The sequence below is a fragment of the Hahella sp. HNIBRBA332 genome (assembly GCF_030719035.1).
Taxonomy (GTDB): domain Bacteria; phylum Pseudomonadota; class Gammaproteobacteria; order Pseudomonadales; family Oleiphilaceae; genus Hahella.
In genome coordinates this window covers 4,456,098-4,474,679 of sequence record NZ_CP132203.1, presented here as the reverse complement: position 1 = coordinate 4,474,679, position 18,582 = coordinate 4,456,098, and the positions used below count along the sequence as shown (strand labels likewise).

Annotated in this window: 15 protein-coding genes; 4 read left to right on the top strand and 11 right to left on the bottom strand. The window is 56.2% G+C overall.

Translation table 11 applies throughout. From position 1 onward, the window contains the following. The first annotated feature begins 89 nt into the window (after window positions 1-89). Window positions 90-2,096 carry a calcineurin-like phosphoesterase C-terminal domain-containing protein gene (locus O5O45_RS19795; protein WP_305901078.1) on the top strand — a complete coding sequence of 669 codons (2,007 nt, stop codon included), beginning with the start codon at window positions 90-92 and terminating at the stop codon, window positions 2,094-2,096. A gap of 69 nt (window positions 2,097-2,165) precedes the next feature. On the opposite strand, the gene O5O45_RS19790 is transcribed toward O5O45_RS19795, so the two are convergent. The 10 genes from O5O45_RS19790 to O5O45_RS19745 all read right to left on the bottom strand — a co-directional run bounded on the left by O5O45_RS19790 (window position 2,166) and on the right by O5O45_RS19745 (window position 14,703). Beyond that, the gene (locus O5O45_RS19790) at window positions 2,166-2,822 is read right to left on the bottom strand and encodes a hypothetical protein (protein ID WP_305901077.1); all 657 of its coding nucleotides are present in this window, start codon (window positions 2,820-2,822) and stop codon (window positions 2,166-2,168) included. A gap of 113 nt (window positions 2,823-2,935) precedes the next feature. Then, the gene (locus tag O5O45_RS19785) at window positions 2,936-6,373 is read right to left on the bottom strand and encodes a hypothetical protein (protein ID WP_305901076.1); all 3,438 of its coding nucleotides are present in this window, start codon (window positions 6,371-6,373) and stop codon (window positions 2,936-2,938) included. A gap of 387 nt (window positions 6,374-6,760) precedes the next feature. Next, entirely contained in the window at window positions 6,761-7,228 is a 468-nt protein-coding gene (locus O5O45_RS19780; RefSeq protein ID WP_305901075.1) for a hypothetical protein, read from the bottom strand. Window positions 7,229-7,289: 61 nt separating this feature from the next. Then, window positions 7,290-8,042: a 2OG-Fe(II) oxygenase gene (locus tag O5O45_RS19775; RefSeq protein ID WP_305901074.1), complete on the bottom strand. Its 753-nt coding sequence runs from the start codon at window positions 8,040-8,042 to the stop codon at window positions 7,290-7,292. Then, window positions 8,039-9,106: a bifunctional DNA-binding transcriptional regulator/O6-methylguanine-DNA methyltransferase Ada gene (gene ada, locus O5O45_RS19770; protein WP_305901073.1), complete on the bottom strand. Its 1,068-nt coding sequence runs from the start codon at window positions 9,104-9,106 to the stop codon at window positions 8,039-8,041. The genes O5O45_RS19775 and ada overlap by 4 nt, the downstream gene beginning before the upstream one ends. A gap of 156 nt (window positions 9,107-9,262) precedes the next feature. Then, complete coding sequence (locus tag O5O45_RS19765; RefSeq protein ID WP_305901072.1) at window positions 9,263-9,859, bottom strand: Crp/Fnr family transcriptional regulator; 597 nt, start codon at window positions 9,857-9,859, stop codon at window positions 9,263-9,265. A 20-nt stretch (window positions 9,860-9,879) separates the two neighbouring features. After that, window positions 9,880-10,797, bottom strand: a complete 918-nt coding sequence (locus O5O45_RS19760; RefSeq protein WP_305901071.1) for a DMT family transporter — start codon at window positions 10,795-10,797, stop codon at window positions 9,880-9,882. A gap of 75 nt (window positions 10,798-10,872) precedes the next feature. Continuing rightward, the gene (locus O5O45_RS19755; RefSeq protein WP_305901070.1) at window positions 10,873-11,688 is read right to left on the bottom strand and encodes an arylamine N-acetyltransferase family protein; all 816 of its coding nucleotides are present in this window, start codon (window positions 11,686-11,688) and stop codon (window positions 10,873-10,875) included. Between the two features lie 71 nt (window positions 11,689-11,759). Next, window positions 11,760-14,174, bottom strand: coding sequence for a ribonuclease R (gene rnr, locus O5O45_RS19750; protein ID WP_305901069.1), 2,415 nt, complete (start codon window positions 14,172-14,174; stop codon window positions 11,760-11,762). A gap of 319 nt (window positions 14,175-14,493) precedes the next feature. Next, complete coding sequence (locus O5O45_RS19745; protein ID WP_127973179.1) at window positions 14,494-14,703, bottom strand: cold-shock protein; 210 nt, start codon at window positions 14,701-14,703, stop codon at window positions 14,494-14,496. A 384-nt stretch (window positions 14,704-15,087) separates the two neighbouring features. Between O5O45_RS19745 and O5O45_RS19740 the strand changes: the two genes are divergently transcribed. After that, a complete protein-coding gene (locus O5O45_RS19740; protein WP_305901068.1) occupies window positions 15,088-15,531 on the top strand; it encodes a GNAT family N-acetyltransferase in 444 nt (147 codons plus the stop codon). 133 nt (window positions 15,532-15,664) lie between these two features. Beyond that, window positions 15,665-15,991, top strand: coding sequence for a DUF3301 domain-containing protein (locus O5O45_RS19735; RefSeq protein WP_305901067.1), 327 nt, complete (start codon window positions 15,665-15,667; stop codon window positions 15,989-15,991). A gap of 14 nt (window positions 15,992-16,005) precedes the next feature. On the opposite strand, the gene O5O45_RS19730 is transcribed toward O5O45_RS19735, so the two are convergent. After that, window positions 16,006-17,022, bottom strand: a complete 1,017-nt coding sequence (locus tag O5O45_RS19730) for an AraC family transcriptional regulator (RefSeq protein WP_305901066.1) — start codon at window positions 17,020-17,022, stop codon at window positions 16,006-16,008. Between the two features lie 197 nt (window positions 17,023-17,219). On the opposite strand from O5O45_RS19730, the gene O5O45_RS19725 reads away from it, so the two are divergent. Further along, window positions 17,220-18,572, top strand: a complete 1,353-nt coding sequence (locus O5O45_RS19725) for an SWIM zinc finger family protein (protein ID WP_305901065.1) — start codon at window positions 17,220-17,222, stop codon at window positions 18,570-18,572. The last annotated feature ends 10 nt before the right edge of the window (window positions 18,573-18,582 follow it).

Genomic DNA, 18,582 nt, shown 5'->3' with positions numbered 1-18,582 from the left:
AAACATGACCTTATAACGTCACTTTGTACTTTTACGATGTAAACTCCTTGGCTCAAGACAAAGGAATTCATGCTACAAAAGGAGGCATTGTGAAAACCATAACCCCATTCATTATAGGCGTGAGCGCGGCGTTCGCCGGGCTGGCTGATGCGGCGCCGACCGGATCGGCGGACGCTTTCAGCGCGTTGGGCGGACGCCCGGAACTATACCGCGGCGGGGTGGAAGTGATTCCCTCTGACAACGGTGAGGTCACACGGGAATTTGCGGAAGGTCGGGTTTTTGAAGATCGTAACCGTAACGGCAAGCTGGACCGTGGCGAGCGAGGATTGCCGCGTGTGCGGGTGTCCAACGGTTATGATGTGGCGCTGACGGATCATCGCGGGTATTACAAGCTACCTGCGAAGTCCCGGGGCCTGAATGAATTTACCCTGTTTGTCACCAAGCCGGCCGGGTTCGAATTACCGGTCAATGAAGACAACGTCCCACAGTTTTCCTATCACCATATTCCCAACGGATCTCCAGAACTGCGCTTCGGCGGGCTGCCTGCCAGCGGGCCGCAGCCGAAGGCGGTGAATTTCCCCATGGTGCGAGGTCCCTATAAAAAACGCTTCAAAATTGCGGTATCCGGCGACACGCAGCCTTATTCCAACAACGAAGTCGGTTACGTGCGCGACTCTTTGGCTACAGAGCTGGCGGCGAGGGAGGATCTGGAACTGGTGATGATCGAAGGCGACATCATCGGCGATGACCTGGGTCTGTATCCCCGTCTGAAGAAGACGATGAGCGTCGCCGGCGTGCCGGTCTACCTGACGCCGGGCAACCACGATATCGATAACGACGCAACCAGCGATAAGCACAGCCTGGATACGTTCAAGCGCGAGTGGGGCCCCGCCTACTACTCCTTTGACGTCGGCGACGTGCATTTTGTCGTGCTGGATAATGTGCGCTATCCCTGTACGCCCGAGTCGGATAATGCTGACGGCAAACACGACTATTGCAACAATCCGGCGACGGCTCCTACCTATAACGGCGTCATTGATGAAGCGCAGATGGAGTGGCTGGCCAACGATATCGCCGCAACGTCGGAGCATAAGCTGATCGTGCTGAATATGCATATTCCGTTGGTGTCGTTTTCGGATATGGGGTCCACCAAGCACCAGACGGATAACGTCGCTTGGTTGTACGAATTGCTTAAAGGGCGTCCCGCGCTGGCGTTGGCGGGACATACGCATAACCTGGAAAACATCGTCGCCGGCGAGTTCTATCAGGGCTGGGATGAAGCGGTGGGGGCGGGTCCCACGCCGATACCCCACATTATCACGGGCGCCACGGCGGGCTCTTGGTGGTCCGGCGATTTTGACGACCACAACCTGCCCATGTCCATCCAGCGCATGGGAGCGCCGCGTGGATATATGTTATTCGAATTTATGGGGGCGCAATTTACCAGTACTTTCAAAGCCGCAGGTAAAAGTCCACAGGAGCAAATGTCCGTGGATTTCCTGTCGCCGACTTTTATGAACTGGTATCAATCTCTGAAAGAGTGGGCGTTGACTCCCGAAGGTTCCCGCTCGCCGACGCCGCCGTTGAATCTTAACGATTTACCGGACACCAGTATTCTGACGGACGCTGATTTCGCTGGCGGGGTTAGCGCGATCATCAATGTCTGGAACGGCTCCAAGAATACGCGGGTATGGACGCAGATCGATGATCGCCCCCCGGTCGAAGCGGTGCGCACTCAGAGTGGAACCGGTGAAGGCAAGAGCAACAGTCTCGATCCTTTCGCCCTGAAGAAGCAGATGTATGTGTATCGCTACGCCGCCAGGAGTGAGTCAGGAGAGGAGCGAGCGCAGGGGTTTGAGCTGTTTAGCGGCTCCCGTTTTGGCGTCGCCGATCCGCAACCCTCCGGCGCGTCCATGTGGACGGAATCCTCTAATCACATCTGGGCGCTCACTATTCCAGCGGACCTGGAGCAAGGCGCGCACATATTGAAGGTCAACGTGCGTGACGGCTACGGTCAGGCCTTCACTAGCGTAAAAGCTTTTGAAGTGATGGACGAGCGGCCGGCGCCGTATTTCCGCAAGGAAGTGTTTGAATAGTCCTCCAGCAAGCTGGAGACGCCACTGCCGGGGTTGGCCCGCGGCAGTGGCGTGCGTCAGGCTGATCCTCTATACGACTTGTGCGCCCCGTTTACGCAGCCTCGCCATACCAATCCACATCAGGCCGCCGATAAACAGACTCTGCAATAGAGCGGGCTCAGCCACCACTGTCACGCCGCCGTTATTGACGGTCACCGCAATAGGATTGCCGAGAGAATTACCCAATGCGTTGACGACGACAGAGAAATAGCTGAACCCCGGCGACAAGGCGGTGAAACTGAGGGACGCGAGCAGAAAGGAGTTGTCTTGGTGGGTGTCCAGATCCGCAGGAATATCAAGAGATAGATCGAACAGGTTCAGTTCCCCGGGCGCGAGAAGTTCAGCGGACATAGGATTCAGCCCAAGCCCCAGAACATCCAGCTGGTCGCCTGGATCCAGCGCAACGCTGTCCATCACGCCATTGCCGTCCGCGTCGGCGGCGTCAATAGCGACGGCGCCGGGATCAAAACTGAGATTAAGATCAAAGGTGGACAACGACGGCGCGCCGCCAGGCGCCAGACCGCTGATAGCGATATCCACGGTAAACAATTGACCTGGAGCCACGGCGGTGGTGGAAGGATGGATTGTAATGACCGCAGCTTGGGCTTGTATGCCGCAGATCAGCAGAAGCGACGCGAGAACGCTTTTCAACACATATACGATAGACAAAAACCGAGAGGTGGACATAGAAGCTCTCCCTGTTGGGTTGAGGCCGGAGCGGGCGGCTTGCGCCGCCGCTACGATTTCCGGTTAGTGCTTGTGAATGAATATAAACGTCAAAACGACAGTGGCGACGACGCTCAATGCGTCGCGCAATACGGCCGGGTGCACAGCAGCCGCAGCTGGCGGGCGTCCAGACTGGTGATCATGCCGTCGCCATCCAGATCTCTGGGATCATCACTGCCTGAAGCCGGCGTGTTGCGGGCGGACACCACTGCGTCCAGATCATCCCGGTCCACGTCGCCGTCGCCATCAATATCTCCTTTGACTGGACCAACGTAGCCCTCAAACTCGCTGGCGGCATAGCTCTTGGTCGTCGCCACACTGCTGGCCACCAGATTGCCGCCGCTGGAGCCGTACATCAGCAAACCCCGCACGTAGTAAGGGCCGGCAATGCCGTTTTGGCCAATGGGAAGTCCGGCGAAATTGAACTCAATCTCTGAATCTCCCTTATTGAGCGCGCCGGTTTTGGCGTGAAAGCCGATCTCGTTGCCCTTAACGTCCACCAGCCTTGCGCTCCAGGTGTAAACGTCGGACTTGGCGAGAGAGACGCCGACCTTGACGCGAAGCAAGTCAAAAAGTCCGTTGCCGTTGTTATCGACCCCGGCGTCGCTGGAGGCGCCGGTCAGCACGATGGCGCCGGGAGTTGATATAGGTTCAAAGTCGCTGTGGCTATAAGGTGCGGTTGCATCACTGATGGCGACCTGGTCGATAATTTCCAGCGTATCGGGATGACGCAGCGTTACTCTGACGAAATAGGGGCCATCCAATTCCAACTGGTTGATTTCAGGACCGGAGAAGTTCAGCGTGACGGTTTGCTCGCCGTGGCTGAAAGTCTTGACCTCATCCATATATACCGCCAAAGGACCGGACGCATTGCGCAACGCGGCGGACGCCATGAAGGTTCCTGCTGCTCTAAGGTCTGCGCTGAACTGGATTTTCAGCTGCTCGAACAGTCCATTGCCGTTGGTGTCCACGCCCTGGTCGGAAAAGTCGCCGATAACGTCCAGCAGTCCTTCGAACTCGCCATGATGATACGCCTGAGTCATCGCGCCAATATCCGCCTGACGCTCTCCGTCTGCATTGAACAGACCGACCACCAGCTCATAAGGTCCGTCCTCGCCAGAGCGGAAAATGGTGGAGCCGGGGAAGCGCAGAGTCAGACTGTGTGGGCCATTGGCGAGAGGGAAGCGCTCCGTCGCATTGGCGACCGTTTTGCCTGCCTTCATCAAAACGCCCTGCAGCATGTACTCGCCTTCCTTGGAGACTTTCGCCTGCACCACGGCTTCCAGATAGTCATAGCGCGAGTCTCCGTCAGTATCCACGGCGGCGTCAGCGATATCCGTCAGGTGCGAGCCTTTCTCGCCGAACTGGCCGTGAGCATACGCGGGCGTCGCCAGCACAGCTTGCACTGGCGTTGAGCCCTCAGCGAAAGCGATCACTTTGACTTCATAAGGGCCGTCTTTGCCGGAGCGCAGGATCTGCTCGCCGGAAAACTTCAGCTTGGCGGTATACTGCCCTGGGGCGTCGCCGACGGTATCCTGGGTGAACTTAATCGACTCAAACTCAGGGATATTGGCGACCACTTCGCCGTTTTTACTCAAGGTCGCCATCACCAGATAAACGCCTGCGCGGTTGACGTCCACACGCACATTGGCGATCAAGGCTTCATAGGCGCTGTCGCTGTTGGAGTCCGGCGTGACGTAGTCGACATCGCCGGGAATACTGAGGTCGGGTTCCATCATTATCCCTCCATGACTGTCGTCGGCTGAAGCGAGCAAAGCGAATGGCGCCGGCGTTTTGTACTTGAAGTCGCCCCAGGAATCGTAAGAGTTGGCGCCGGGAACCGGATACACCTTGGCGCCCTCGAAGGTTTCCAGATAGCCGCCATCCGCGTCGTAATTGACGGAGCCGTTATGGTTCCAGAGGATGAATTCATCCACGGCGGCGTAAATGCCGTTAAAGGTGGCGTCGTAATAGTCGGGAAAGAAAAAGCCGCGACTGCGCAGGCTGTGACTGGAGAATTCATACTTGTCATAGGGGCCGCCGGCGAAGGGGCGTGCGCTGCCGGTAAAGGCGGGGTCAATCGACGGCGCGCCGGTGGTGACAAAGCCATTGCCGCGCCCGTCAGTGCGAACCGCGCTGAGTCCGCCGATGCCCAATGTGGCCGCCATGTTTTCAAAGACATCGCTGAATACATAGCAGTCGGAGTAGTCACAGGTAATGGGGTCGGCGCTGAGCTGCGTCCAATTGCATTTGACCGCGGAGCCGAAGCTGTAACCGTAACGCCAGTTGAGGCCGCCATAGGCGTAACCGCCGCTGAGAAGATGCTCCAGTACGTCGCTTTCATCAATCAGGCCGCTGGCCCAATCAGTGGCGTGTTCGTACCAGGAAATGCGGGGCGCGCCAGCTGTGATCGGCGTGGTTTTGGTGACGTAAAGTTTACGGGTGACCGTCGGCAGGGTGTCTCCATCCACTTTGTATTCGAACTCGACGTCATAGCTGCCGATGACATCCGGCATGGTGAGCGTCATGTCGCCTTCCGGGCCGGACCATACTTCCGTACCGTGCAACGTCGTACCGACGATAGTCCAGGAGGCCTCTACTTCCGCATCCGACGGCAGACTGCCTGTCGGACAGGCGTCCAGACGGGTGCGTATCTTGACCTCGCCCGAGCCGAACCACCCGGATTCCGCTGGTCCGGAGAAGGGATAGTCGTCTTTGGGGCCGATTACTTCCGTCAGGTTGCAGTTGGCGTCGCTGGTTTGCTGGTAGATCACGTCGATCAAGTCATTAGAGGCGAGGTTATTGACGCGTACGGGGTTGGAGATAGTGGGCTCCAGCGTAAGTGCGACTTTCGGCTCCACCGGGAGGATCAGCGCAACCCAATCGACGGCGGTGCACCAGCGGCCGGTGCTGAGGGTGTCGATGTTGACCTGCACGCGGTTGGCGCGAGGAGCGGGAGGCGTCCCGGGCGCCGGCGGCGCGGGAAATTTAATGCTCTCGATACCCACCGTGAAGGTATTCAACTTCCAGACATTGTTGTCGCCAGTCAACAGACCCAGGCTGGTTCCGTTGAAGACGACCTCGTCCCGTTCCGGCGGCGGCGAACCGTTATAGTCCACATCGAAGGCGGGCAGAATGATATCCACGGTGGCGGGAATAATTCCCTGGGCGATAAGGGGAGCGGGATCGAGCAAGTAACCGTCCCCATCAACCGGGCCGACGGAAACGTCAATCATGACGTCGATCATGAGTGGATGTTCGGGGCTGGTATTGAATGTACATCCCGTATCCAGACCGGGGCCGTCGTCCGCGACGAAACTGTCAGTGTCCGGAGGATCGAACGGTGAGCTGCGGGTTAATAGCATTGAAGGGGCGGCGAACCCGTTCGGCGTGGGCCATACGTCGCCATCTTCTTGTGCGAAGGATGTCTGAATTAGCAGACAGCCAATCAGAAAAACAAAAAAATGAGCTGCAATATACAGGAAGGAAATCGTGCGCTTTTTGTCCACCATATATCCCTTCTCCTTGGTAGAACTTATCGGAGCAGCGCCTGGGTACAGCGAGCGGCGCCCTGATTTTTATAATCACGTACTTCCACTGCTAATGTGATGAACTGTGATATTCAGCAAGTCTCAAGCCAGCCAGGGCTATGGGCTTTATAAATCGAGTAATTGTCAGCTTTCGGGCGACGCTGATCAGGGCTGGTTGTAAAGTAACCTGACGGGACTGTCTGGAAAATCGGAGGCTGGGAAAGATCCCATCATGGAAAGAGCAGCCCGCAACCCCCTGTAAGTCTGCATTTGGCGGGTGTGAAAGCGACTGCTAATTTTTTCGACGCGCCAGATCAGGTCTCGGCGAGCGCTGAGAAGAACAGGCGAACGTTGAGTGGGAGGCGCAGCTTAACTGCTGCGCTCAGGCCAGACGGGCTCATGGTCCTCGTCAAACACATAGCCGAGGTTGATGTTAGTCAGGCGGCCCTCGTTGAACTGGAACGCAGTCCAGATATCGTGGTAGGTATGACTTTCGAACGACAGAAACTCATCTATTTCAGGCTTTCCTGCATGATGATTTTGGACCACTTTGAGAACCTCTCCCTGAGGCTCTCCGATTAGTGTTTGCCCAAATAAAACCGCCTTGGGGTTGTGGCAATCAATCCACGACAGGCGCAGATCGCTGTCATGGTCAAACCTCAGCGCAAGTTGTTTTTCGTGATAATGCAGGAGGACATCGTTGTAGTCGTTGACATGTTCTTTGTCCGGCGCGCCCAGCAATTTTTCCACGTCTTCTCTGTCAAGGCCGAATATCAAGTCGCCGATGCCAACGCCGGGTTGGATATGGAACTGTTTGTCGCTGTGCTCTGCTGTCATGAATAAGTCCGTCAATGTCAATTTCGGCTGTATTGCTCAGACCTGGAACTTGCTGAGAAATTTAACCTTTGGCGTCATGAAAAATCACCCCCAGCGCGTAGCGCCTGCCTGAGCGCACCTGGCTGACGCCATGGCGCATGGTGACGCGATACATGCCCCGGACGCCTCGAACCGGGCGATGATGCACTGCGAAGATTACCCCATCGCCCTGCCGCAGTGGAACCACTTCCGCACGGGACTGCATGCGCGGCCGCTGTTCGGTCAGCACAAATTCGCCGCCGCTGAAGTCGCGCTCCGGCGCGGACAACAACACCGCCAGTTGCAGGGGAAAGACATGCTCGCCGTATAAGTCCTGGTGCAGGCAGTTGTAGTCATCTTCCTGATACTTAAGGATCAACGGCGTCGGTCGCGTTTGTCCATCGGCGTGGCAGCGTGCGATAAAGTCCTGGTGCGTTTCGGGATAGCGGATGCCCAGATTCATGGCGGCGTTCCATTGGTTCGCCACGGGCGCAAGATAGGGATATGTCAGTTCGCGTATTTCTGCAACCATGTGGGGCAGGGGGTAGCTGAAATACTGATATTCGCCTTGTCCAAAGCCATGACGCGCCATGATCACTTTGTTGCGATAAAGCTCCGCCGTATCGTACAGGGAGATCAATGCCGCGCATTCCTGTTCACTCAGCAATCCGCCAAGTATGGTCCCTCCACGGGTATTTAACTCGTGGCCGGCTTGCTCCCAGTCGTAGCGTCTCAAGCGTGCGGGCAGGCTTGTTGCGGACGGTTTTATCGCAGCGGCGTCAGTAAAGCTTTTCATTCCTGCGCCTCCCGCTCCAGCAGCGCCTGCTTACGCTCGACGCCCCAACGATAGCCCGAGAGCGCGCCGTCGCTGCGCACGACGCGATGGCAGGGAATGGCGACGGCCAGCAGATTGGCGGCGCAAGCCCGCGCCACGGCGCGAGCGGATTTGGGAGAACCGATGCGCTGGGCGATATCGGCGTAACTCGCCGTCGCGCCTGACGGAATCTCCTGTAACGCGCGCCACACGCGCTGCTGAAAGGCGGCGCCGCGTATATCCAGGGGCAGGTCGAGCCCAATCTGAGGCGCTTCCACAAAGCCCACGACTTTGGCGATCACTCGCTCGAAGTCGGCGTCGTCGCCGATCAGTTGCGCCTTGGGGAAGCGGTCCTGTAATTCATGGACAAGGGCTTCCGGGTCGTCTCCCAGGAAAATGGCGCACACGCCGCGTGCGCTTTGCGCCACAAGGATAGAGCCCAACGCGCATTCGCCTACCGCGAAGCGGATTGCCGCGTTGCTCCCGCCTTGACGATACTCGCTTGGTGTCATACCAAGGAGTTGATCCGATTCTCCATAAAAATGCCCGTTGGAGCTGTACCCGGCGTCATAGATCGCATCCGTCACCGTATCGGCTTTCTGTAACGCGTTGTCCAGGCGTTGTTTACGCTGTGCGGCGGCGTAACCACGTGGGGTCAGACCGGTGACTTGTTTGAACAGGCGATGAAAGTGGTACTTGCTCATGCCGGCGCTTTGAGCCAGCTGTTCCAGGCTGGGAAAGGTTTCTGAATCGGCGATAAGACGGCAGGCCGCGGCGATTTTCTCCGCGTGCTGTGTGGCTAAAGACGGGGCGTCAGGGCGGCAGCGCCGGCAAGGGCGGAATCCCGCTTGCTCCGCTTCTTCACGGCTGTCGTAAAAGCGCACGTTCTCCGGGCGCGGCCTCCTGGCGGCGCAGGAGGGACGACAGTAAACACCGGTGGTTTTCACCGAATAGTAGAAACTGCCGTCCGCCTGGGCGTCGCGCTCCAGCAGCGCGCGCCAGCGGGGATCGTTCTCTGTGGCGATGACTTTGGTTGATGCGTTCATGGTGGCGCTCCTGGTTAAGGTCTACCTGATGGCGGAGAATTTAGCAATGGACGTCTTCGCCCGCACTCTGACGATTGCTTTCAAATTCGAGCCGTCCACCTGTTCGCCCTTCCGCCATCCCTATTGTCTACCAATTCACCGGCGGGTAGTCGGGGTTTAGTCTAGGCGCAGTTTCTTGCGGATGCGGCTAAGCGCCACGGGGGTGATGCCGATGTAGGAGGCGATGTATTGCAGGGGAATTTTGTCGCTCAGTTGAGGATTTTGTTCCAGGAAGTTGAGGTAGCGTTGCTCCGCCGTCAGTTGCACAAAGCCATAGATACGTTCTTCTTTGCCAATGAACAGGGCTTCCAGCATTTTGGTGTAGGTGGCGAGCAGCCCGGGATGACGTTGCAGGCTTTGGCTGAAATGGCTCCAGTCGAACTCCAGACAAAGTATGTCGCCCAGCGCCTCTATGCTGAATAACGCCGGCGCGTTGCGCACCATGGCGCGAGTGGAGCCGGCGATATTGGGCGAGCAGGCGAAAGACTGAGTAAACTCCTTGCCTTCAGGGGAGATGCAGATGTAACGGGCGAAGCCTTTGGCGAAATAGAACAGTTTGGGCGCGGGTCGTCCTTGCTGAATCAGCAGGTCGCCCTTGCGGTAGCAACGCACTTCGCCTTGTAGATCCAAGTCCGCCAGGTTGGCGGCGTCTATCAAGTGAAATGATTGCTTTAGAAAATTCAGGAAACTCTGTTCGATTTCCCGCTGATTCATCGTGCCCTCTCGCCTCTACATCAATTTGCCGGTGCGTCGCCAACATATGCCTTACGCGCCGCTGGCGACCAGACGCCGGAGATCAGCAGCAGGGCGAGCAGCGTCAGGGCTACGCCGGGCAGACTGTACCACAGCCCTGGCCCTTGCATGAAACCCTGTCCGATGGCGACGAATGTGGGGATCAGATAACTGAACGCCAGCAAGCGGTTAGGACCGACTTTCTGCACCAGATGCTGCTGCAGGTAGAAGGTGGCGATCGTGGCGAACAGGGTCAGGTACAACAACACGCGCCAGAAATCGAACTCGCCCCAGGCGACCTGCTCAATATCGCCTGCGACAATCATAACCGGCGCCATCAGGATTGCGCCCATCAGCATGATGTAAAACGCGCCCTGAATGGGGGGGGTATTGGAGCCCCACTTCTTAACCAGAGTGACGTGCAGTGCAAGGCTGGCGCAGGCGAGCAGGAAAAGCGCATCGCCATCGTTCCAGGCGAGCGTTTCCGCACTGTTTCCATGGGTGGCGAGCAAAACCCAGAGCGCGCCGCCGGCGCCGATGACGAATCCGCATAACATAACGCCGTTGACGCCGGCGCCCAGAAGCAAACGGCTGATCGCCACGCTCATCAACGGAACCAGGGTATAGATCACGGAAGTATTCAGCGCAGTGGTGGTCTTCAGCGCTTCAAACAATCCGATAAAGAACAGCACCAGAAACAGGCTGATCAGGCCATAGCGCATGAGCAGACCGAGGTCGCTGAACAAGGCGTAACGGGTCAGCGTCAACGGCGCCAGCAGCAGTGTCGCCAGAATAAAGCGTAGCTCCGTACCGGCGATGGGGCTGGCGTATTGAGGCAAGTCGGCTGATACCACAAAGGAGGACGCCATCAGCGCCACCCACAGCAACAGCGTCAGCGTGTCTTTCGTGAGCGCGTGCATAAGTCGAATCCACTTTAATGAATAAAATCAGGGTAAAAACGAGAGGTTCGCGCGCTGCGCGAGGGGCGTCCGCGTTTAAGCGGACTTTTCTGCGATAAATTTATTGAACAGAAATTCCGAAACGGCGGCGTCAACGCTCAACTCAAATGTCTGCGTCAGATGGCGATGCAGCGTCTCGACGTCGGCGACCGGTTCAATGGTGGTTTCACCCTGGCGCATGCGATGCAGCTCGCCATTTCGCAGAGACTGCACGTCGTTGAAGTACTTCCGGCATACCACCAGATTGTGCAGGAAAGCGGCGTTGGGGTGCTTGTGGGAGTAGAAATGTCCTGTCAGGCAGTCCGCTTCGGTATAGCGCCCCAGATCAAAAGTGTAGAGAGTGAAAAACTCGCCTTCTTTCAGAATCTGGTAGCAGTAATCTCCCCGCGCATTTTTGACGATGCGATAGACGGCGTCTCCCAGGTCCTGTTCCTGGCCTTCTTCAAGCTTGATAGGGAAACGCGCGCCGAAGTGTCCAAAGCCGGTATCGACGATGAACTGATCGTCATTCAGCGTGAGCAAGGTGATGCGGTGGGTGCGGGGAACGTCGTTGTCGGAGTTATAGACCACGCGGGCCAGCAGGATGCGGACATTCAAACCCAGTGCGGAAAGGGCGTCAAAGGTCAGTTTGTTGTGCTCGAAGCAATAACCGCCGAAGCCCTGCCGTACGATTTTGTTGAACACAGATTCACTGTCTATCTGGATGTCCTGGGACAACGCCACCGCCAGATTATTGAAGCTGTATTTGGCGATATGCCGGCTCTGCATATCGCGGATCAGTTCCAGGGCTGGACGACTCGGGTTAACGTCCAGGTCGGTAAAATAGGCGTTGGCGATTTCGGTCAAAGTCATTGAATTTATCCTTCTTCAATTAGTTTTCCCTAAGCCTATCCTGAACGCTGCAGTAAGTAATTAACCTGGGTTTAGTGGACGCTTTCTCCCACTGCAGATTTCTTTTTCCCGTAGCGACTGGCGGATTTCGGCTTTCCTGGGCGTCGGCCGGGCGTCTTGTCATTCGTGCGTCGCCTGCTGCCGGAGGCGTTCTTGCCGTTACCAGGCGCTTGCCCGCGGCCATCCATTTCAAGTTCGATTTTGCGTTGTTCCAGATCAACGCGAACGACTCTTACCTGAATCGCGTCTCCAAGTCCGTAGCTTTTTTTACTGCGTTCGCCAGTCAGGCGCTGCTTGGCGGCGTCGAATTGATAATAGTCGCCCTCTAGCGCAGAGACGTGGATCAAGCCCTCAACCATGACGCCTTTCAGCTCCACGAACAGGCCGAAGTTGGTTACTCCGCAGATTGTGCCGGCGAATGTGTCGCCAATGCGATCCTGCATGTATTCGCACTTCAGCCAGGCTTCCACATCCCAACTGGCCATATCCGCCCGGCGGGATGCGAGAGAACATTGCTCACCCAGCTTCAGCATCTCCTCCAGGTTGTAAGGATAACTTTGCGACGGCGATAAAGAGGCGGCGCTGTCGACGCGGCGAACGGGATCCACGCCCAATCCGGTGATCGACTTTAATGCGCGCTTTAGCTTGCCGCCGCTTTCATCCCCCCTGATCACCGAACGAATTGCGCGGTGCGTCAGAAGATCAGGATAACGCCGGATCGGCGATGTGAAATGGGCGTAAGCGCTGTAAGCCAGTCCGAAATGCCCTTGGTTATCCGGACTGTACGCTGCCTGGCTAAGCGATCTCAGCATAATGGATTGTATGACGTCCGCGTCAGGACGCTCGCTGATGCTGTTCAAAAGGCGGCGATAGTGCGTGGCCGTCGGCTGCTTGCCGCCACCCAGAGACAATCCCAATTCCCCGAGGAACGCACGCAGGCTTTCCAGCTTTTTCTGCAGAGGTCCCTGGTGAACCCGATACAGTGCGGGAAGCTTGAGCTTCTGCAGGAAGCGCGCCGTCGCCACATTGGCGCACAGCATGCACTCTTCCACCAGCTTGTGAGCGTCATTGCGCACGACGGGGTCAATGCGGCGGATCTTACGCTGGGCGTCGAATTGAAACTTGCTTTCTGTAGTTTCAAAGTCAATAGCGCCGCGTTTGCTGCGAGCCTGCCGCAGCGCGCCATACAACTGATGCAACGCCTGCAGGTGCGGAACCAGATCGCGGTAGCGCTGTTGGACCTGCTGACCAAGTCTGGATTCCGGTTGCTCCAGCAACGCGCCGACTTCTGTATAGGTCAGGCGGGCATGAGAACGCATGATCCCTTCGTAGAACTGGAACTTGCCGAGATTGCCAGCAGAGTCGATGAACATTTCGCAGACCATGGCCAGACGATCCACATTCGGGTTCAGAGAGCAGAGTCCGTTGGACAGCGCCTCCGGCAACATGGGCTCCACGCGACCGGGGAAGTAGACAGATGTTCCACGCTTCTGGGCTTCCCTATCCAACGGGCTGCCTGGCGTCACATAGTGAGAGACGTCCGCGATGGCGACAAATAAACGCCATCCGCCATTGCTGCGCGGCTGACAGAAAAGCGCATCGTCGAAGTCCATGGAGTCTTCGCCATCGATGGTGACCAGAGGAACGCTGCGCAGGTCATACCGGTGCAGTTTATCTTCGTCAGAGACCGCTGCCCCCAGTTGTTTCGCCGCCTGAACGGCGTCATTGGGCCAGATAAAAGGGATGTCGTGATTACGGATCGCAACATCGATTTCCATCCCGGGCGCCATGGCGTCGCCAAGCACCTCAACTACTTCCGTCAGCATCGGCGAGCGGTTTCTGGCGTATTTGGCGATATTTACCACCACATACTGACCGTCAGCCGCGTCGCCGATGCTTTCTGGCGTGATGATGATTTCGTTGCAGATGCGATCGTTATCGGGAACCAGAGTGTAGACGCCGGATTCGTTTTTCAGGCGGCCCACCAATTGCGTGGTGTTACGCTCCAATACGTTCACGATCTGAGCTTCTTGGCGGCCACGGTGATCGACGCCGCTGATGCGAACCTGCACGCGATCGCCGTCCATCGCTTTGCGCATTTGGCTTTTGCCCAGAACCAGGTCATCGCCTCCTTCGTCCCGGGCCAGAAAACCATGTCCTTCCCGGCGGCCGATGACACGACCGCAAATCAGTTCGCTCGAATTGATCGGCGTGTAATCCCCGCGATCGAACATGATTTGACCGTCACGCTCCATTGCGCGCAGGCGACGTCGTAGCGCTTCCAGGTCCTGATCGCTGCTCAGCTTGAGGCGTTCAGCCAATTGTTCACGGTTGAGACGTCCGCCTTGCTGACTGAGTACATTGAGAATGAACTCGCGGTTGGGGATCGGATTATCGTATTTTTGCGCGTCTTGCGCGCTAATTGCAGTTATTGAGGCTGTGCTCATGGTGTTTCCTCTTTGGAAAAGACAGCCGATAACTTGCTCTGGATAATATATGAAGGAAGGCTTCAGTGTAGTTCAGATAAAACTCGACAAGATATATTGGCTGGTAATGCTTTAATTTATTAAGAAATAAGCGACGGGCGCTTATAAAGATATGTTCGTGGAAGGCGATGGCGAAAGGCCGAGTGGCTTTTAGCGGATAAAAGCGGAACAAATTTAGTTTAAACTCATGCGGCCGGGGCGGCGATATATCCGCCCCAGTCTCACATTGAGAAAAAGGGCTAACAAAAAGAATATTTTTGATAGCTCCGATTATTGCTGCTTATAAGCAAACAATGTTCTCAGCCTGCGGACCTTTTGGACCTTTGGCGACAGTGAACTCAACCTGCTGACCTTCCGTCAGGGTTTTGAATCCGTTGCCAGTGATTGCGCTGAAATGAGCGAAAACGTCTGGGCCGGATTCTTGTTGAATGAAACCAAAACCTTTAGTTTCGTTGAACCATTTAACAGTGCCTTTAACTGTATCGGACATAAAAATCTCCTGAAATAAATGAATAAAAATTTGCCTTGCGGGCGATTTAAAGTGGAAAAACAAGACTGGAATTTAAAACTACAGGACGAAGATTATGACTAAAACATCGAGCGGAGTGTTAAATAAAACTAGAGGCTTTCTTTCTACCTTTCCACGAGTCTATAGTTTTGATTCTGATTGTCAATGAATAAATTATTAAAAATATTATTAATGTCAGCGCCGTTATCTCAAATGTCGAAGGATATGCTTTGAATAGAACGGGTTGCGAGTAATCCGGCGGCGAAACTGGAGCGCGGGTGAGCGTGAGCAATCCAACATTGCATTCGATCGTTGGCTCTGGAACCATGTTGTCGGTTTGGAAAAGGACTGAGTGATTGGTATCAGATGAAGCTGAATGAGCTGGTCATCCGCGCTGCAACGGCGGCGGATACGCCTGATTTGAGCAGGATATTTTTTGAGTCGCGCAAGGAGACGTTTTACTGGATTGAAGCTGATATGTTTTCGATTCATGACTTTTTGGGCAGCGTTCGGGACGAAGAGGTGTATGTCGCTGATCACGAGGGCGTGGCGGTGGGGTTCGTCTCTATCTGGAAGCCGGAGAGTTTCATTCACAATCTGTACGTCGACAAGCCCTATAAAAATAGAGGCGTCGGTACGGCGCTGTTGGAGTTCTGCCGTCGGCGTTATGCGTCGCCGTTGCGGCTGAAGGTCGCCGTCAAAAATGAGCTGGCAGTGGCCTTTTATCGCCATCGGGGCTGGCGCGAAATTGAACGCGGCGTGGATATGCCGACAGGCGAATATTTGTTGATGCACTTGACGTACGCCTGACTCGCCCCAAAAAAGTTATCTGAGCCGTTACTTCAACTACGTGAAAATTATCAGATGCGCTGCGGGCGGTTGGCGTCCGCCATGACAAAATCGTTATGATGAAAACTATCTCCATAGTAAAGATGGACACCCTATGAATCTGCAATTGATCGACCTGTTCTGGCTGACGCTTTGCGCCATCGCGCTGTGGGGATGGTGGGAGGCGCTAAAAGTTCGGGAGATCGCTCTTGACGCCGCGAGGCGTCAATGTCAGGAACTGGATTTACAATTTCTCGACGGCAGCGTGGCCTTGCGAAAGCTGAGTCTGCGACGGGATGCGCGGGGCGCGATGCGCCTGGCGCGAACCTATACGTTCGAGTTCTCTTCTACTGGTGAGGAGCGCTATAACGGTGAAGTCGACACACTGGGGCGTTGGGTCAAGGACGTGCGTCTGGATGCGCACCGCATCAGTTATCATTAGCCGTTAACGAATCATTAGCCCGCAGGTTCAAGCTCGCGGCGATATTGCCCCGGCGTACGCCCGGTCCAGCGTTTGAACGCCCGCTGAAACGCACTCTGATCTGCGAACCCAAGAAAGAAAGTGATTTCCGACAGATCCAGGCGCTTATCGCCGATTTGCCTTAGCGCCAACTCCCGGCGGGTATCGTCCAATATCTGCTGATAACTGCGTCCTTCTTCCTGCAGCCGACGCTGCAGCGCTCTTTCAGACAGCTTCAACGTCTGCGCCGTCTTTTTCAGGCTGATATCGCCGGCCTGCAGCAGATCCGTCAGCGCCGCTTTCACTCTATCGCTGAAATCCGCCTCCGGGTTGAGTTGCAACAGCAGGCGGTCGGCGTATTCATCCAGCAGCGCCAGCATAGTGGGGTCATGTTGACGTAAGGGCAGGTCCAAATAGGCGGCGGGAAAGCGGACTTCAATGTTGTCGCAGGAAAATTGCAGAGGGCAACGGAAAATGCGCTCGTGCTCCTGTATATCCTGAGGACGCGAATGTTGAAAACGGATGAGCGTTGGCGAAACGTCCGCGCCGGTTATCCAACGGGCGAATGTGGTCCAACTGGCGATATTTTCTTCCGCGATATGGCGCGACAAGTCCGGCGAACAACTGTCCCAGCTTAGAATCACTTCATCGCCCGAGGGGCGGTAAGTGGTGTGGCCGATGTCGCACACCAGACGTTCGTAGCGCTCATGCCTTATGATCGCCTCCCGCAGCGTTTTGCAGTTCATGACGCTGAGTCCGAGCACGCCATATTGGCCAGGCTTGATCTGTTCGCCGACATGCAGTCCGATGTTTGCGTCATCCAGCAGCGCTCCGGCGGCTTCCAGCATAGCGCCGAATAGTCGAGTCGGCGCACGTTGCTGCGGCTCGCCAATGGCCGCTTCGGAAATCTGGAAAGGCTTTAGAAACAAAGACGTATTCTGTCGTTTTAGAATGAGATAATCCACCAGGCCGCGGAGATAGGCGGCGGAAATCTGACTGTCTCGAATAATCATGGCGCGTCTTGGAGCTGCATGTTGGAACGAAGTTATGTTTTTTGTGCGTTCACAGGCGAACTTATTCTAACCAACCTTTGCCTGCCAAGCGCAAATATGAATTATGAATGACGGCCCTATACAATTACCGCCGATTCTGTTTTAAATAAGCCGCCGCTCGTCACTAATCAACCACCCATACTGGAAAGTTGTAATTCGTGTCCTGGAATCAAGAACAAATTATCGCCATGGCGCCGGATAGCGCCTCAGTCAAAGCCGCACAGAAACTCACCAGCACAAGCAAATGGCCGTTATTGGAATATAACGATGACGCCATCTGGGGGCACTGTCAGGGAAGCGGTTCGAAACCTTATCTGTCCCGTATCGACCTGGCCGGTCCCGCATTTAAATGCTCTTGTCCGAGCCGGAAATTTCCTTGTAAGCACGGACTCGCGCTGTTTCTACTGTACGCCCAGCAACAAAATGGCTTCACTCGTCTGAATGAGGCGCCGGACTGGGTCGCCGAATGGCTGGATAGCCGCGCCGACCGGGAGCAGAAAAAAGTCGAGCGGGCCCAGAACAAGAAGCCGGTTGACGCCGCCGCGCAGGAAAAGCGGAAAGAACAGCGCGAGCAAAAAGTCAGCCGTGGCGTGGAAGAACTCACGCTCTGGGCCGAAGATGTGGCCCGCACCGGGCTAGCGGACTTGCAGAGCAAGAACTACCAGTACTGGAAAAATCTGGAGTCGCGCATGGTGGACGCGCAGGCGCCGGGACTGGCCAATCACGTACGCCAAATGGCCTCTTTGGCTATTACCGGCGACCGTATGTCAGAGCTGGCGGCGGCGCTGAGCCGTTTGTACCTGCTGTTAAACGCCTATGGCAGAATGGATCAGTTGGCGGAAGATCTGCAGGCGGACATTCGTACGCAAATAGGCTGGCCATGGAGCCAGGATGAGCTGCTGGCGACGCCTCCGGTAGAAGACATCTGGTTGGCGCTGTCGCACAGTCAGACTCAGGAGGAGCGACTGGTGATGCAGGTGATTCATCTGGTGGGACTGGAGAGCGGACGCATGGCGAAGGTGGTTAATTTCGCCCATGAAACGCAACGCGCAAGTCTCGTGATGGGGTGGCGCGGCGGCCAGCTGATTCGGGGCAAAGCCCATTTCTATCCCTCCGGCTCGCCATTGCGGGCGATATTCGCGGACGCCGCTTCGCTGTCTCCAGAGCACGCTGGCGATACACATACGACGCCCGCTGGGATGAGTTTGGACGCGATGTTCAAGCAGTATGAACAATTGCTTGCGCGGAATCCCTGGGTTGGTCCTTACCCCTTTATCGTCGACGCGGTGGTTCCCTGGCGGCAGGATGACGCATTCTGGCTGGTGGACGCTGACGGTAAAGCCGTCCCGCTGGCCGAACGCGCAGGGGATCTTTGGAAACTGCTCGCCGTCAGTGGCGGCCACCCTGTGCGTGTGGTGGGCGAGTGGTGCGGAGACCGTTTCAATCCTCTCGGCGTATGGGCCGAACATCAGTATTTCGATGTCACCTCACGTCAGGCGCTCGCTGCTTAAGCGGCGCCTG